This window comes from Fodinibius salsisoli (assembly GCF_026229185.1).
GTDB lineage: Bacteria > Bacteroidota > Rhodothermia > Balneolales > Balneolaceae > Fodinibius > Fodinibius salsisoli.
The window spans coordinates 47,126-64,040 of the sequence record NZ_JAGGJA010000012.1 but is presented as its reverse complement, the minus strand read 5'-3'; the positions used below and the strand labels follow the sequence as shown (position 1 = coordinate 64,040).

The window sequence follows — 16,915 nt, the reverse complement described above, 5'->3', positions numbered from 1 at the left end:
GTTAAATTTGGCCGATTTTTTTGGTTTCTTTAAGAGAACCGAATAAATCTAAAGTTAATCATTGTAATGCTAAAATACGATTCTTCTATGCAGATAATTTTTTATCCGCTGTGTAGAGCAAAAAAGGCATTTACGATGTAAATAACCCGTGTATAGCATTTTATGAGTACTGATGTAAATAACCCCACTGGGGCTGAAGAAGTTCAATGGGATCTTTCTGATCTTTATAATTCCACCGACGATCCCGCACTGCAAGAAGATAAAAAGCGTGTCCGGCAGCAGGCAAAGCAGTTTGCCTCCGACTATCGCGGCAAAGTAAAATCATTTGATGCCAGCCAGATGCATCAGGCTCTGCAGGATTATGAAAGTATTATTGAACGATTGAGTAAAATCGGTTCATTTGCCCAGCTTATTTGGTCGACAGACACCTCTAATGCGAAATATGGAAAATTAGTTCAGGATGCGAATGAACTTTCTTCCGAGATTCAGCAGCAGCTGGTGTTCTTTGATGTGGAATGGCTGGCTATGGATGATGAACAGGCTCAAACACTCATTGAAAGTGAGGTGTTAAGCCATTATGAGCATTACCTGGAAACCTCCCGTCGGTATAAATCCCATGTATTAAATGAGGAAGCGGAACAGGTTTTTTCTGCCAAGAAGGTGACGGGCAGTAGTGCATGGAACAGGTATTTTGATGAGACTATGGGAGCCGCTCGCTTTACCCTGGATGGGGAAGAATTAACTCAGCAAGAAGCACTGAGCAAATTGCATGAGCCCGATCGGGAACTCCGCGAACGTGCTCATGCGTCGTTGACCGAAACGTTTTCGGAATTAAGCCATACGCTCACCTTTATATTTAATACTCTGCTGGCCGACAAGCATAGTAGCGATAAACTCCGCGATTATCCCAGCTGGATTTCTTCACGAAACCTGTCTAACGAAATTGACGACGATACCGTCGAGTTGTTAGTGAATTCCGTTACGGATCACTATAGCCTGGTGCACCGGTTTTACAATCTTAAGAAATCACTGCTGGGCTATGATGAGTTTTATGATTACGACCGCTATGCCCCGCTGCTGAAAAGCGAGAAACAGGTTCATTGGAATGATGCCCGATCGATGGTACTTGATTCTTATTCCAGCTTTCATCCGAAGATGGGAGAGATCGCAGGCGATTTTTTTGAGCATAACTGGATTGACGCAGCAATGAAACCAGGGAAACGTGGCGGAGCATACTCTGCAAGCACGGTTCCCTCCGTGCATCCCTATGTGTTTATGAATTATGATGGCAAGGTGAGGGATGTGCAGACTCTGGCGCATGAGTTGGGCCACGGGGTGCACCAGTATCTTTCTCGAGAGCAGGGTGCTCTGCAGGCCAGTACGCCTCTGACGACGGCAGAAACGGCTTCCGTATTTGGAGAAATGCTTGTTTTTCAGCGGCTCATGAGCAACCTGGATGATCCCAAAGAAAAATTAGCCCTGCTGGTTGGCAAAATTGATGATACTATTGCTACCGTCTTTCGCCAGGTTTCGATGAACCGCTTTGAGCACGCTATGCATACCAAGCGAAGGCAAGAAGGGGAGTTGACTACGGAAGAGTTTTCATCGTTATGGCGAGAAACTCAGAAAGATATTTATGGTGATTCGGTTACACTGACGGAAGGCTATGATTTATGGTGGAGCTACATCCCCCATTTTCTGCATACGCCGGGCTACGTTTATGCCTACGCATTTGGAGAATTATTGGTGTTGGCACTTTATGAAGCATATACGCAATCCGAAGATGACTTTGCCGATAACTATATCGAAATGCTGCGAGCAGGGGGATCAGATTGGCCGGAACATATTATCGGTAAATTGGGTCTGGATATTACGGATCCTGAATTCTGGAATAACGGGCTTGCCGCTATTGAAAGGATGATCAGTGAAGCAGAAGCTTTAGCGAAGCAGATTTAAGACATGATCATGAACAGTTTTTCAGCATCTAAAAAAGAATACTCTAAAGCAGAGATTATGGGAAAAAAACGCCAGAAAAAAGCACTGAGAGAATTTAAGCACGTGCTCAAAGACCTTATCTATCTGCTGCGAGGAGCTTCGAAGATGGAGACGGTATACATGTACTGGATTAACCGATCTCGTGAGCAGTTCGTGCTTGAGACAAAGTCCACTGAGCTGGATAACGTTATGTTTAAAGATCGGTTGAAATTCGAAGATCATTTTTTGAATGAATTTAAGGATTATACAGAACCCACCGCCGTAGAAGTAGGGAAAAGGCTGGATAAATCGCATCTGGACCATTATTACAATGACGTTCCTGTTCGGTATGTCACGATGTTACCTTTCGTCAATAATGGGGAAACGGTGGCTATTACGGTATTGGAGTCGAAGGACCATATTTTTACTGAAGAGAAGCGGGATGTCATCCATTCCTATATTGAGGCCTTACGGAATGTATTGAATACCTACTTAGAAATCAGTGATCTATATGAACAGCAAAACGAGTGGATCGATTACGAAAAGTGCCTGGGCCGATTGAACGTGCGCTGCCACCGTGCAGACATGATAAAACGGCTGCTTAATATTTTGCAGGACTTTTTGCACGACGGTGGCGTATCTTTTGTCACCCAGGGTATGGACAGCTGGTGTAACGTTATGAATTCGGATGAGGCAAAACATGCTCCACCCATCGGGATGAAGATGGAAGATCGCTCGCTTACCAGTGATGCCGCAGAGAATGGAGAAACCGAATTTGCCATCCATTTCAATAACAGTCCGAAACGATTGTCGCCACGTGAACGACATACCGACGGGGCCACGCTGGCGGTACCTTTGTTAATGAATGACCGCCGGCAGGGGGTGGTGCTTATTTACGACCAAAATCCACTGCTTTTTAAAGAGTCTACAAAGCATAAATTGGCTAACCTGGTGCGGGTGGCGGGACTTCAAATTATGGGAAATGATCCCAAAATTGATATCGATGAGCCCGTTTTCGCCAATGAGTTTGGTGCATTCCTTCCCGATATATGGGAAAAGAGTGTAGACGCCGAGATTGAAAATATAATTGCAGAAAAGTCCAATGTACACTCTTGGTTTGGGCTTATTACGCTTTCCAATTTGCCGAAGCTGCGTACAAAAATGCGCATTGACCAGCTTGATCAGATGCAAAAAGATTTGATTACGGCTTTCAATCCCGGTCAGTTCGGATATACCGGAATTTTAGGCTATCATTCCGATTATATCTATTCCTTTTTTATCCAGAATAGAGATCCGGAAGCGTTAAAACGATGGATCTCGTCGGTGCGCCAAAAGTTTGCTAATCCATTTGAGCTTAATAATGGCATGCATATACAGACGAATATTAAGGTTGGTTTTACAAAGTTGGGCCCCGAATCCAAAGGCTCTTACCAGGTGCTTTCTGAAGCAAAGTCGGCCCTCTCCCAAGCCATGAAGTCCGAACAGAATAAAGCTATATAGCCATGGGAAACTGCTATGTTATTGTTATTGATGGACTTGGTGTAGGCGCTCAGGAAGATGCTGCCGAGTATGGTGATGAGAACGAAAATACGTTAGCACACCTTTGTGAAGCAACAGGGTGTAAATTGCCAAACTTTCAAAAACTGGGACTGGGTAACATTATACCATTATCGTCAGTCCCGGCTAACAATGAGCCTCTCTGCGCTTACGGAAAAATGCGTGAACAGTCGGCAGGCAAAGATTCTACAACCGGTCATTGGGAGCTGGCTGGCATTACTTTGGATACACCATTTCCAACTTATTCGGAGGGCTTTCCTAATGAAGTGATTCAACAATTCTGTGGTGGAATTGGTGTTGAGGATGTACTGGTGAATAAACCCTATTCCGGAACAGAAGTGATTGCGGATTATGGGGAGCAACATCTCCAAACGGGGCTCCCTATTGTCTATACCTCGGCAGACAGTGTCTTTCAAGTAGCAGCTCATGTAGATGTAACGCCCATAGATAAGCTCTATGAGTGGTGTGATTTTGCCCGGCAGCATGTCTGTACCGGTGAGCATGGGGTGGGAAGGGTCATTGCTCGTCCCTTTAAGGGAACACCCGGTGATTTTGAGCGAATTTCGGATAAACGACACGATTTTTCTATCAAACCACCGATGCATAATTTATTGAGCAGTCTGCAGCAACATAAAATAAAGACCTACTCAATAGGTAAAGTGGTAGACCTGTTTTCCGAAGAGTTGTTCACCCAGTATCGCCGAACCAAACACAATGCAGAAGGCATTTCACAGTTGCTAAGCTTAATGTCGGCTGTTTCGGACAGCTTTGTGTTTATAAATTTGATTGATACGGATCAAAAATATGGTCATCGGTTAGATCCTGCCGGTTATGCTGCTTGCCTGCAGCAACTGGATCGGGCCATACCTGCTATTATAAGTAAACTTCAGGAGGAAGATCTGCTGATTATAACGGGCGATCATGGTAATGATCCGACGTCGGAAAGTACCGATCACAGCCGGGAATTTGTGCCTATTTTGTTGTTTCCAGCATCACTCAGCATGGATATTAACCTCGGTACGCGGCAGACATTTAGTGACGTGGCTTCTACGGTGAGCCACTTTTTTGGGATTAATGTGGATTTTCCTGGAGAGAGTATGCTAACAATGGAATGAAAAGGTCATTAATATTTGTTAGTAATTATGCAACATAATGGTTATATTGCAGAGATTTCTAATACAACAATTTTATATTTTAGGCGTTATTATACCCTAAATATATTTGATTAGCCTCCCATACTCCTAAGGTAGGTGAGTCAAATACGAGTTATACGCACTGAAATTACCAATAAACCCAGTAATATCCCGTGGCAAGAAGTTCAGGAATTTCTACTCGAGAATCAGAATCACTCGACCGCTATTTACAGGAGATAGGAAAAGAGAAGCTTATCACCCCGGAAGATGAAGTGAGGCTGGCCAAAGAAATTCAGAAAGGCAGCCAAAAAGCTCTTGAAGACTTAACAAAGGCGAATCTTCGTTTTGTTGTTTCGGTCGCTAAACAATATCAGAATCAGGGTCTTTCGCTTGGCGACCTCATTAACGAAGGTAATCTGGGATTGATTAAAGCGGCCAAGCGTTTCGATGAAACGCGGGGCTTTAAGTTTATTTCCTATGCTGTATGGTGGATTCGACAATCGATTTTACAAGCTCTGGCTGAGCAAAGCCGAATTGTCAGGCTTCCGCTTAACCGCGTTGGAGCTCTGAACAAGATTGGCAAAGAACTTTCCAAACTGGAACAGGAATATGAGCGTGTACCTTCTGCTGCAGAGCTTGCTGAAAGCCTGGATATGACGGTTTCGGAAGTAGCCGATACACTTAAAATTTCTGGTCGACACCTTTCGGTAGATGCTCCTTTTGCCCAGGGTGAAGATAACCGCTTGCTGGATGTTCTTGAAAACGAAGAAACCCCGGATCCGGATAACGATCTGATGGGTGAATCGCTTAAAGTCGAGATCGAGCGGGCGCTTTCTAAGCTGACAGACCGAGAAGCAGAAGTCATTCGTCTCTATTTTGGTATCGGTCGCGAACATTCGCTTACGCTCGAAGAAATCGGCGAACGATTTGACTTGACGCGAGAGCGAGTCCGGCAGATTAAAGAAAAAGCACTTCGAAAGCTGCGCCATCATAACCGAAGTGCCGCTCTGCGGGCTTATCTCGGTTAATCGATAGATTTTAATTTTCTTATAAGACTAAAAACCCCGGATTTCCGGGGTTTTTTTATTTCCCCAAACTTTTAATAGAATGAAGGCGGTATCCAAAGTATTATTATGATCTATATGACCGTTAATAATCCTATGAAAAAGTTATTCCCTATATTTGTAGTCTTATGCATTGGGTTAAGCTATAGTGCCTACTCACAGGTACTTCCCTTTAGAACATATTCCATCGAAAAAGGATTGAGTGAGTCGGTAGTCAACGACTTATTACAGGATAATGAAGGGTATTTATGGATAGGTACCAGCTACGGCCTCAACCGCTTTGACGGAATTCGCTTTCAAAATTACTATACCGAAGATGGACTGCTTGATAATAAGATATCAGCACTACATCAGGATCATAAAGATCAGCTTTGGGTCGGCACCTCAAATGGGGTAAATATCGTCAACAAGGATAGTATCTATACCCTTCCAGTGTTAAAGCCACTTACGTCGGGCGCGGTTTTAAGCATCCATCAGGATCAGTTTAATGAATATTGGTTTGCAACAGATGGACAGGGCATTTGGCACCTGGATCGGAATCAGCATCTAACCCAATACCGAGAGGTGAATGGGTTGGGAGACGACCGGGTTCGCGACATCGTAGAAGATCAGCAAGGCATTCTTTGGTTTGCTACAAGAGCAGGGTTAACTAAACTCGAAGATGGAAACTTTCGAACATTTACCACCCAGCATGGACTGCCGGATAACCGCCTTCGTGATTTGGCTCTCACTGAGAATGGACAGCTCTGGATTGGCACACGGGCCGGGCTCTGTCGTATCAGCGGAGACCGTTTTAGATGTTATACGGAAGAGGATGGGCTTATTAACAATCGAATCCAATCAATCTCGGTGGCACCGGATAAAGGATTATGGTTAGGAACAGAAGAAGGAGCAAGTTTTTTTGATTTTGATAAGGCAGAGTTTTCGAATTATTCGGTAGATGAAGGATTAGCTAATAATTTTATCCATACTACCAAATACGATAGAGAAGGAAATATTTGGTTTGGCACGTTGGGAGGAGGAATTAGCCTCTTTCTTGGCGATCACTTTCAAAGCTACACCATTGAAGAGGGGCTACCGAACAATGTGGTTACTTCAATTTCCCAGGATCAGTCTGGCGACCACTGGATTGCTACCTATGGAGGTGGCGTAAGTCGATTAGATATAACCGGAGGCTTTACGACACTTAACAGCACTGACGGTCTGGTTGATGATAAGGTGTATACCCTTGCATCGAATGAAGGAGGAGGGTTGTTTGTCGGAACCCGATGGGGGCTGAGTATTTATGAAAACGAACGATTCCTGAATTTTGACGAATCCGAATTACCATACCGTAAAATTCGCGCCCTGCACAAATCTGCTGAGACAGGAAACTGGTGGCTGGGTACGCTGGGGGAGGGGGTCCTGACGTATAATGGAAACAGTTTTACGCAATGGACCGAAGAAGACAGTTTGGCAAATAATACCGTCATGGCGATCGAAGAAACCAGCGATGGGTCGCTTTGGTTGGCTACCTATGGAGGTGTCAGCCGGTTGCAAGGAGAGACGTTCACCAATTACTCTATCCAGGACGGACTGCCCAATAATGGGGTGTTGGATATTCTAAAAGATCAGGAGGGTAATCTGTGGTTTGCCACCTTTGGTGGAATAGCCAAGTTTCAAAATGGAAGGTTTGAGACCATCACCACAGCAGACGGGCTGCCGGATGAGGTTTGCTACTTTATTGAACAGGATGATAGGGGCATCTACTGGATTGGTACGAATAAAGGAGTGGTACGCTTCGATTATCAGGCATTTCAAACTACTGAGGAAAGCCATCCTTTTAAACTCTTTACACAAACACAAGGCCTTGTTGCCAATGAGATGTATGCCGGGGCCTCTTATAAAGATCGCCAGGGGACCCTCTGGTTTGGTTCCGTCGGCGGGCTCACGCGTTTTGATCCTTCCAAAGAAAAGTTAAATAGTGCCGCTCCCAAAATTCATATTGAAAATATAAGTGTGGCAGGAGATCAAATATCTATCAAGCCCAAACTTGAAGTTGATAGTGATAACCATAATATGGTCTTCTCATTCGTAGGAATAAGTTTTACTGCCCCCGAACAGGTTAACTATCGATATAGGCTTAGAAACTCCGGAGAAGGCTGGCAGACCACCTCGCAGCGTCAGGTGCGCTATTCCGCTCTTATACCGGGGGACTATACGTTTGAGGTGATGGCCCAGAATAATGATGGTCAGTGGAGCAGCGAGCGGGCCCAAATAAGTTTTACGGTTTTAGCCCCGTTTTGGCAGCAGTGGTGGTTCATCGCCCTGGTATTATTTGCTCTCGTGGGCATTATATTTTTTATCTACCATTATTATCGTGTTCGAAAGATGGTTGATATTGAACGTATGCGGGTACGCATTGCCAGTGACCTCCATGATGATGTGGGATCTGCGCTGACTGAAATTGCTCTCCAATCCGACTTTCTACAAACCATGGAGGTAGCTGACACGCTGCAAGAGTCACTCGAACAAATTGGTGCTCAAAGCCGTAAAATTGTTTCAAGCCTTGATGATATTGTCTGGTCTATCGACGCCCGTAATGACACGGTAGGAGATCTTACGGATCGAATGCAAGACTACGTGAACAGCGTCTTGTCTGAAAAGGAGATTCAGTACCATTTTGAGGGCAATATGCAGGAAAAACTTGAAGTATCCCTGAAAGAAAATCTGTACCTTATCTTTAAAGAAGCAATAAATAATATCGCAAAACACTCGAATGCGGATAGAGTAGATATAACCTTGTCAACCAATGGCGCTGGTTTCTTGTTGAGTGTAAAAGATAATGGCACCAGCACTCATAATGAGAGGAAAACAGGGCAAGGATTGCGTAACATGAATATGCGAGCGAAACGTATTGATGCAGATATTACGTTTAATCATAATCAGGGTTTTGAAGTACGCGTAAGCCGTGCCGCTTGATCTTGTTTTGAGTGGTTTAATGTTCATTAAATCTATACTGATATGGCCTCTGTAGCCGGCATCGTCGAAGATAATAAAAAAATTCGGGACCTGATTCAGCGCTATTTGGATATGCAGGATGATTTATCCTGTCCGGTAGCAGTAGATTCAGTCGAAGAAATGATTGACTACCTCGAAGAACATCCTGCACCGGATGTTATCCTAATGGATATCCAGCTGCCGGGCATGTCGGGCATCAAAGGTATTGGCCTGATCAAAGAAAAATATCCGGATATTGAAATTATTATGTTAACGGTTTACCACGATTCGCATAAGATATTCAAGGCATTGCGGGCGGGGGCTTCCGGATATTTGCTGAAGCATACTTCGCTGCCCGAAATTAAGGAGTCGATCCTAAAACTGTTGGATGGCGGCGCGCCGATGTCGCCACAGATTGCCCGGAAAGTAATTACACACTTTCAGGATGATAGTGCCAAGAAAAATGCGGAATCAGATTTGACGCCGCGAGAACACGATATTGTCAATGGCCTGGTAGATGGATTAAGCTATAAAATGATTGCCGATCGTTATGATATCTCAATCGATACGGTACGTGCCCATATACGAAACATTTATAAGAAGTTACACGTTAACTCTAAAGCGGAAGTGATTGCAAAGTCACTGAAGGGAGAAATTTAGTGATCTCACATGATCATGTGATTGTCGATTATGGTTGTTATATCTATTTTTAGAACAGAGGTTGATTTTTAGGCCTAAATGTTGGCATATAAGTCCAAAGTGGAGGATTATTATGAAATTTTTTAAAGCGTTTTTGTTGACATTATCAGCCGTTTTATTGACCGGTTGTTATACCCAACTGCAGGTCGCAGAACGTACCCAAGAGAGACCATATCAGGAAGATTATGATGACTATGAAGAAGAGGAAGAATATATTCCGGTCGAGTATAAAGACTATACCTATGCAGACAAGTATAAGGCCTGTGATTGTAGCCCATATCGCGATTATAATGTAAATATCTATCTCCCAAGCCATCGCTATAATTCTTTTTATGACTCTTATTGGGGCCATGGGTACTGGCCACACTTCTCTTCCCACTATTGGGCTATGAGTCCATACTGGCGCTGGAAATTACGTATGGGTTTTGGTTGGCGTAATAGCTTTGGTTTCTCCTTCGGTTGGGGCTGGCCTCATTATTATCATGGATTCTATGGCAACAGCTTTTATTACGATTCTTACTGGTATGGCTTACATCGGCCCTTCGCCTATAATTACTACAACTTTTATAATGGTGGCTACTATTATAATAATGTGTATCGCGACCGCGATCACGTTCGCCGACGATATGGACGTCGAGATATTGGAGCTAGCCGTACGCGTGGTACAAATGTGAGAACCCGATCAAGAGATGATAATGATCGCACAAGAGTAAGAAGCCGTGACCGGGATAATTCTTCCGGCAGCACAGTACGTCGACGCTCCAGCGGCAGCTCCCGAAATCGTGGAACCGTAGAGCGTGGTCGATCCCGTTCAAGAGACAATGGAAATTCGGGTTCTGTAGGGCGAAGCCGCAGCCGTGGTGGAAGTAGCAGTGGCAGCCGATCCAGAGGTGGAAGTCGTAGCCGGGGCGATGGCAATAATATGCAGCAAATGCAAAGCGTCAATCAATCGGATGCGAATACCCCGACTCGAAGAAGCCGAGTGGGCTATCGATCTTCCAGCGATGGTAATAACAGTAACATCCGGCAGCGCTCCAGACGAGTTATCAGTCTTGATCGTAAACTGCAGAAACGAGTTGAAAATCGGTCAAGTCTTGAAGACCGTATTCGCCAACAATTACGAGCCCGAAACAGCCGGAGTAAGGATTCCAAACGCAGTCGAAGTGGCTTCCTAAATGCGCTCAAAAAGGTAATCAAGAGCGGTAACGCACATATTTCAACGAATCGCGACCGATCCCGATCCAGCAGTTCTCACAGAGTGCGATCGCGTTCATCAAATAAGAGTAACTCTTCGATTTCTCGCCGCAGTCGTAGCAGTAACAACAGATCAACGGTCACCAGAAGCCGTTCTTCATCCAATAACTCACGATCCCGCGGATCTTCATCTCGCAGCAGGAGTCGTGATAATTGATTAAATGATCTAAGAAGTCCGATCAAAATTTATCTGCAGATTTAACCTTATCGCTATGAATATTCGATCTATATCTAAGAAATGGGCTTTCCTGTGTATACCATTGTTCTTAACAATAGGTATTTTATCGACAGCACAGGCTCAAAACGCGACTGATGTCTTACGTTACAGCCTTGAATATCCTTCCTATGATCCTGTTACATTAGTAATGCCGGGTATTGGTAGTCACACGGGCTATGGCGCGTACCAGGATAACCCTGCTTCAATGGCTTTTGCCGAAAATGGGTATATGTCCTTTAGTTTAAGCAGCCGATATGTGGATGAGTCGGCAACCTATCTAGGTAATGTATCCGACTTTTCTGATACCCAGACCAGCGTGGGCGACTTGGGCTTTCTCTACAAGTTTCCGACGAAACGCGGCAGCCTGGTGATTGGAGGAGGTTATAGCCAGAGTACGGACTACAACAGGGCTTTTTCAGTGAATGCGCGCAACAATGAGTCCACTCTGACGGATTTTTATAACAGTTCGTTTATCACAGATGATCTGTATTTTGCGGCTTATGATGCTTTTGCCATTTATGATCCCACCCCCGGGGATGATTCCTATGAAAATACGACTTCTGTATTTCGGGCCGGCCGGAATTATGAAGGGATCAATCAAAATATGGAAGTGGTGGAAAGAGGACAGCTGGGAAACTACTCGGCTTTTATAGCTACCGAAGCGATGAAAAACCTATATCTGGGAGCTTCTATTGGATTCTCCAGCGGGACTTATACATATGAGCGTGATTTCCTGGAATCTGACCCTGATAATATTTACAATAACAGTGCAAATAATACGGATATTGATGATATTTTAAGCCTTGACACCATTGAGGCTACCATCCAGGCTTTTAGTGCCCAGCTGGGGTTGGTCTACCAGCCGACCGAGCAGTTCAACATTGGAGTAAGTTATGAATTTCCAAGCAGGCTCCAGGTTGATGAGACCTTTAATACCGAAATTATAACAACTTTTGATAACGGAGATGTTGCTGAAACCGAAGCACCCGCAGATTTTTCCTATGAAGTTATTCGCCCGCAGCGCCTGAAAGGGGGACTGACCTATTCAAATGAGGGGCTCACTATTTCCGCACTGGCCGAAGGCGTGTTCTATTCCCAAGCGGAATATGACGAGGAAGGAATCAGTGATTATGAAACAGATCTTAATAATACGATAGAATCGAATTTCAAAGATGTGGTCAATTTCCGAGGGGGATTAGAATACGAAATGAATAATAAGTTTACACCGCGTGTGGGTTATGGCTATATGCCCAGTCCGACTCGGGGATTTGATAGCAGCAGGCAATTTGTGAGCGGAGGTTTTAGTACAGAGATCAATCAGAGTATGATCTTCAATTTGGGTCTACAGTATAGTTTTTGGGATGATGAAAGTAGCCTTTATGACTATGAAGCTCCCGATGGGAATATCTTTGCAGAACGGGCCACCGAAGAGGTTGGTCACCTGAATGTGATGGCTGGGATTAAGATTGCCTTGTAGATAGGAGAAGATTTAGATCCCCAAATTTTTGAGTAATCGGGGATCTAAGTTTATGGAGACTGTCAGTGAGATAAAATCACTTTGCCACATCAAATTGAACCCAAACGGGCAGGTGGTCAGAAGTTGTTTCTCCATAGTTAGAGATGAGACCTTGCGCTTCTTCATAGACCCCCACACTCCCTTCAATGTAGTTATCAAAGAGCTCATTGCTCATGGTGATATGGTCGATGATATTGTCGTAATTAACGGAGGCAGAGATCCCATTGTCAGAAAGCTTTTTGGTAATGACGCTGAAGTTTTCCGTGTCGGTTACGAACTCATCATAAGGCGTTTCCTGGTAGACCCGCTCATCATTTTGTTCTTCATAGTAAATAGACTGATCCACATCATCATTATAGTCGCCCAATAAAATAATATTGGCATCCGGTTTTTCATCCTGAAGGTAATGATAAAGTCCTTCAGCTGCCTTTTGTCGTCGCTGGTAAGATTCCTGATAGTCACTTGTATTTGCTTTACCATGGATTGAGATTGCATAGTAAGTGCCTTCGTTGCCATCAGCAGTCGTAAATTGAAACTCAAAATAAAGGGGTTCACGTCCACTGGCCCAGTAGTACCCCCATTCTTCCTGGTACGTATCGCGCACTTCAGTGATTGGACCTGCGCTGAGTGAATCAATGGTATTGGTATTATAGATAAAAGCCATCTTTTGATTATAGGGAACGTATTCAGCAACGAACCCACGATAGCCGGGCATGAACTGAGTTAACTCATCAATAGCTTGTTGGCTTGATATTTCTTGTAAAGCATACAGGTCGGCATTTAACGAGTCGACCACCTGTAGTACATTTTTAGCCTGCTGAAAGTCATCTTCGGGCCCTTGCTTTGGGGCGCCATACCATTCCAGGTTCCAGGTAACGGTTTCCAAAACTCCATCTGGGGCTACCGCCTCCGTAGGAGAAAGTTTTCCCGATGAATCTTCTTCCGGCGGTTCATAACCGCCAGTATCGCAGGAGCTGATAAAAAGTGTAGCAGAAAGGGTGATGAACAGACTTAGCTTTGAAAGAAAAGAGTTCTTCAATGTTTATTTTTGTTGTTTTGGGTTGATACTTAATACCGGACTTTTAACATGCCGCACAACGTTGGCCGTTGTACTACCCATCATTAGATAATCGATGCCGGTGCGTCCCACGGTAGACATCACAATCAGATCGTGAGGGTTATCCAGGTTATAGTTTAGGATAGCTTCATGCGGGGTATCGGTAGAGACAATGACGTTGGTAGTTACCTGGTCGCCCAGCTCATGAAGCTCCTCTTTGGCCAGCACTCTAAGCCGCTGCTTTCGTAAATTTACCTTGGAATCGTCCGGTATATTTTTATGCTCAGGATCATAAGCAAAGATATTGACAAGTTCCAGCTTAGCACCCGCTTTCTGGGCAATTTCCTTGGCATACGGAAAGGCTTTCTTTGAGTGGTCCGAAAAGTCTGTGGTTAACAGTATGTGATCAATATTGGTGAGCTCTCGTTGTTTGTTCACCACTAAGACGGGCAGGTGAGCCATTCGAAGGACTTTTTCAGCTACAGAACCCAGGAAAAATCGCGAAAAGCCAGTCCGTCCATGGGTCGTCATAACGATCATATCAAAATCTTCGGCTTCTTCGACAATGGATTGCGCAGGATTTCCAATTGAAATACGTGGACTGGTAAGCAAGCCTTCTTCGATCTCTTCACGACTCAATTCCATCAGACGCTGGTGAAGGGTCTCCTCGATATCATCATAGTCTTCAACAGCGGATGGTTGCATGCCAAACATATAGGGACCTCCATCGACCTCATTGAGCGGCAGATAGGAGTGAAAGGGAGTAATAGAACCCTTGAATAGCTGTGCCATCCGTTCAGCAGAGTGGAGGGCCGTGGTTCCCAGTTCCGAGAAGTCGAGTGGTACAAGAATTTTTATATTCTCCATAATATCCACCAATAATGATTTAAGTTAATTATGAGTGTTTTACAGCCATCCTTTGCGTTTAAAATAATAAACCATGGAGCCGGCAGATACAAGCATGACAGCCCAGGCAACGGGATAGCCCCAGTAATAACTGAGCTCCGGCATATTGTAAGGACTTGCCTCCGGGTTAAAGTTCATTCCGTAGATACCTGCAACAAAAGTTAACGGAATAAAAATGGTAGCGATAATCGTAAGGACTTTCATGATCTCATTCATCCTGTTGCTAATGTTCGACATATAGAGATCATGCAGACTTAGTACCAAGTCGCGGTAATTTTCTACGCTGTCAATCACCTGGATCATATGGTCATGCACATCGCGTAAAAACAGTTTGGTATTGTCGGAGATTAGGTCAGATTCATCGCGAATAGCGGTATTAAGTGCATCGCGCAGGGGCCAGGTTGATTTCCGAAAATAGACAATTTCACGGCGGATGTTGTGAATCTGCTGCAGGATACCATTATCTTCCTCTTCCTTGTCTTCAAACAACAGGTCTTCCATACGCTCTATTTCATCACCCACCTGTTGTATAACAGTAAAATAATGGTCTACAATTGTATCAATAAGGGCATAGGCCATATAGTCTGTGGGATGGTTACGGATACGCCCGGCCTTGTTTTCAAGACGATCCAGGATAGGTTTAAAGTAGTTATTATCCGTTTCCTGGAAAGAAAGAACATAGTTTGGGCCCAGCACAATACTAATCTGTTCTGATTGAAGCGCCTTCTCTTCAACGGAATAAGAAAACATCCGCAAGACGAAAAAGATGCAGTTTTCGTAAGATTCCACCTTGGGGCGCTGCCCGGTATTGACAATATCTTCCTGTATAAGGGGGTGTAAATCGAAATAGGACCAGATGCGTTTCAATTTTTCCACATCGTGCAGGCCGGTTACGTTGATCCACGTTTTGGTTGGCTCTTCCAGATAAGGCCGGCACTCTTCGATCTCAGTTACCGATAGCTTGTCCACGTGGGTTGCATCATAATCCAAAAGGTGAATATACACTTCATCTACTTTCTGTATACCCATATAATCAACGGTGCCGGGTGCTGTGCCGGGCTTTTGGGATCGTATTGCCCTTTTGTTGGGCAACCAGGATCGGAGTGAGCGCTTGTCGGGCATAACGAATAGTATTTTTTGATTAGGAACTTATTAAATATGACTAAGACTGCGCCTATATACAAGCATAAAAAAAGGGCCTGTATTAAGATACAGGCCCTGAATTCATTATATCGACAAGGATTCGCTTTAGTCTAACTCGCCATTCTTAGCTTTTTCCTTGAGTTCTTCGTTCGCATAGATGGCAATCTCAACGCGGCGGTTCTGCTGGCGTCCGGCTTCGGTGCTGTTGTCAGCCACGGGATCTTCTTCGCCGTATCCTTCGATAATCATCCGTTCACTGGCTACACCTTGGCTTGAAGTGTAGCTGGCTACCGACTTTGCCCGGTCCATTGACAGCTCTTGATTATACTCATCAGAACCTTGACTGTCGGTATGACCTGCAAACAGGATTTCAGTGTCTTCATACTTTTGCAGAATGTCTGATAACTCAGAAATATTCTGTTGCGCATTGGATCGAAGGGCATAGGAGTCGAAATCAAATAAGATACCCGAATCGAAGGTTATTTTAATACCTTCGCCCACGCGTTCAACTTCAGCGTTTTTGAGTTCTTGCTCGATTTCCTCAGCTTGGCGATCCATATAGTTACCAATAGCAGCACCGGCAGCACCACCTACGGCCGCACCGATAATGGCCCCTGTAACCGTATTGCCGGCTACTTTACCAATAACGGCTCCGGCTAACCCCCCGGCTCCGGCACCAATGGCACCTCCTTTAGCAGTTTTGCTCCAGCTCTTACATCCCTGAAATATAAATGCAAACAGGCTAAGACAAAGTATAATAGCAGTAGCTTTTTTAGTAGTCGTCATATCAATAGGAATAATTTAAATTAATTGTGAAACAATGCATTATAGGCAATTCGTAACCATAAGTTCCACTTCAGTATGTGTATTATGGTTAAGGTCACTATTTCTTCTCTACATATTTCTGGTTGTAATCATTCATATTGGAGTATAGTATGTAATTTTAACCTAAAAAAGAATGATGGAAAAAACTTTTTAAAGAAATAGATGGTAACTTGATGGTAAAACGAATGCCAGGTAAACAAAGGCTATTTTATTGTACAATTCAGGTTAGCAGTCGGGAAGAGGCGGTGAATGAATGGTATTTAGCAGGGGATTGCTATCTTGCTGTCCAGTCCTCCATTCATAAATGATAAGACCAAGAAGAGTTGGAAAGTACAATTTCCTGAATCCACGGTAAAAAATGCCAAAAGCAGTATTCTATGGCAGTTTCAGTGGGAGGTTGGACCGCTTTTGGGTTATCCCAAAGATGCTTCAAGCATAGCGGCTAACTTTTATGCGCATAAAAAATATTTTTATAGGCATAAGTCTATCACTTTATGCCTATAAAACCATTGACTTATGCCTATAGAATTGATGAAACCCCGGCATGAGTGATTTCTGTTGCTCAAAGGGCTGTTCCGGGGGATTATTAAA

General features: G+C 44.1%; 12 protein-coding genes. 8 read left to right on the top strand and 4 right to left on the bottom strand.

Annotation, left to right across the window (positions count from 1 at the left end; genetic code table 11):
• Nucleotides 1-162: 162 nt before the first annotated feature.
• The 8 genes from J6I44_RS15940 to J6I44_RS15905 all read left to right on the top strand — a co-directional run bounded on the left by J6I44_RS15940 (nt 163) and on the right by J6I44_RS15905 (nt 12,354).
• Entirely contained in the window at nt 163-1,956 is a 1,794-nt protein-coding gene (locus J6I44_RS15940; RefSeq protein WP_265767154.1) for a M3 family oligoendopeptidase, read from the top strand.
• A gap of 57 nt (nt 1,957-2,013) precedes the next feature.
• Nucleotides 2,014-3,474 carry a GAF domain-containing protein gene (locus J6I44_RS15935; protein ID WP_265767153.1) on the top strand — a complete coding sequence of 487 codons (1,461 nt, stop codon included), beginning with the start codon at nt 2,014-2,016 and terminating at the stop codon, nt 3,472-3,474.
• A 2-nt stretch (nt 3,475-3,476) separates the two neighbouring features.
• Nucleotides 3,477-4,646 carry a phosphopentomutase gene (locus J6I44_RS15930; protein ID WP_265767152.1) on the top strand — a complete coding sequence of 390 codons (1,170 nt, stop codon included), beginning with the start codon at nt 3,477-3,479 and terminating at the stop codon, nt 4,644-4,646.
• Between the two features lie 191 nt (nt 4,647-4,837).
• Entirely contained in the window at nt 4,838-5,692 is an 855-nt protein-coding gene (locus J6I44_RS15925; protein ID WP_073062696.1) for a sigma-70 family RNA polymerase sigma factor, read from the top strand.
• 132 nt (nt 5,693-5,824) lie between these two features.
• Nucleotides 5,825-8,689, top strand: a complete 2,865-nt coding sequence (locus J6I44_RS15920; RefSeq protein ID WP_265767151.1) for a ligand-binding sensor domain-containing protein — start codon at nt 5,825-5,827, stop codon at nt 8,687-8,689.
• Nucleotides 8,690-8,731: 42 nt separating this feature from the next.
• A complete protein-coding gene (locus tag J6I44_RS15915; protein WP_265767150.1) occupies nt 8,732-9,367 on the top strand; it encodes a response regulator transcription factor in 636 nt (211 codons plus the stop codon).
• Between the two features lie 112 nt (nt 9,368-9,479).
• Entirely contained in the window at nt 9,480-10,817 is a 1,338-nt protein-coding gene (locus J6I44_RS15910) for a hypothetical protein (protein WP_265767149.1), read from the top strand.
• A 55-nt stretch (nt 10,818-10,872) separates the two neighbouring features.
• Nucleotides 10,873-12,354 carry an OmpP1/FadL family transporter gene (locus J6I44_RS15905; RefSeq protein WP_265767148.1) on the top strand — a complete coding sequence of 494 codons (1,482 nt, stop codon included), beginning with the start codon at nt 10,873-10,875 and terminating at the stop codon, nt 12,352-12,354.
• A 76-nt stretch (nt 12,355-12,430) separates the two neighbouring features.
• Here the strand turns inward: J6I44_RS15905 and J6I44_RS15900 are convergent, their stop codons facing one another.
• The 4 genes from J6I44_RS15900 to J6I44_RS15885 all read right to left on the bottom strand — a co-directional run bounded on the left by J6I44_RS15900 (nt 12,431) and on the right by J6I44_RS15885 (nt 16,285).
• A complete protein-coding gene (locus J6I44_RS15900) occupies nt 12,431-13,432 on the bottom strand; it encodes an endonuclease/exonuclease/phosphatase family protein (protein WP_265767147.1) in 1,002 nt (333 codons plus the stop codon).
• A gap of 3 nt (nt 13,433-13,435) precedes the next feature.
• Nucleotides 13,436-14,317 (bottom strand): universal stress protein, encoded by an 882-nt coding sequence (locus tag J6I44_RS15895; RefSeq protein ID WP_265767146.1) that lies wholly within the window; start codon nt 14,315-14,317, stop codon nt 13,436-13,438.
• A 39-nt stretch (nt 14,318-14,356) separates the two neighbouring features.
• On the bottom strand, nt 14,357-15,478 hold the full coding sequence (corA, locus tag J6I44_RS15890) for a magnesium/cobalt transporter CorA (protein WP_265767145.1): 1,122 nt from the start codon (nt 15,476-15,478) through the stop codon (nt 14,357-14,359).
• Between the two features lie 126 nt (nt 15,479-15,604).
• Nucleotides 15,605-16,285 (bottom strand): YiaD family glycine zipper/OmpA-like lipoprotein, encoded by a 681-nt coding sequence (locus J6I44_RS15885; protein ID WP_265767144.1) that lies wholly within the window; start codon nt 16,283-16,285, stop codon nt 15,605-15,607.
• Nucleotides 16,286-16,915: the final 630 nt, after the last annotated feature.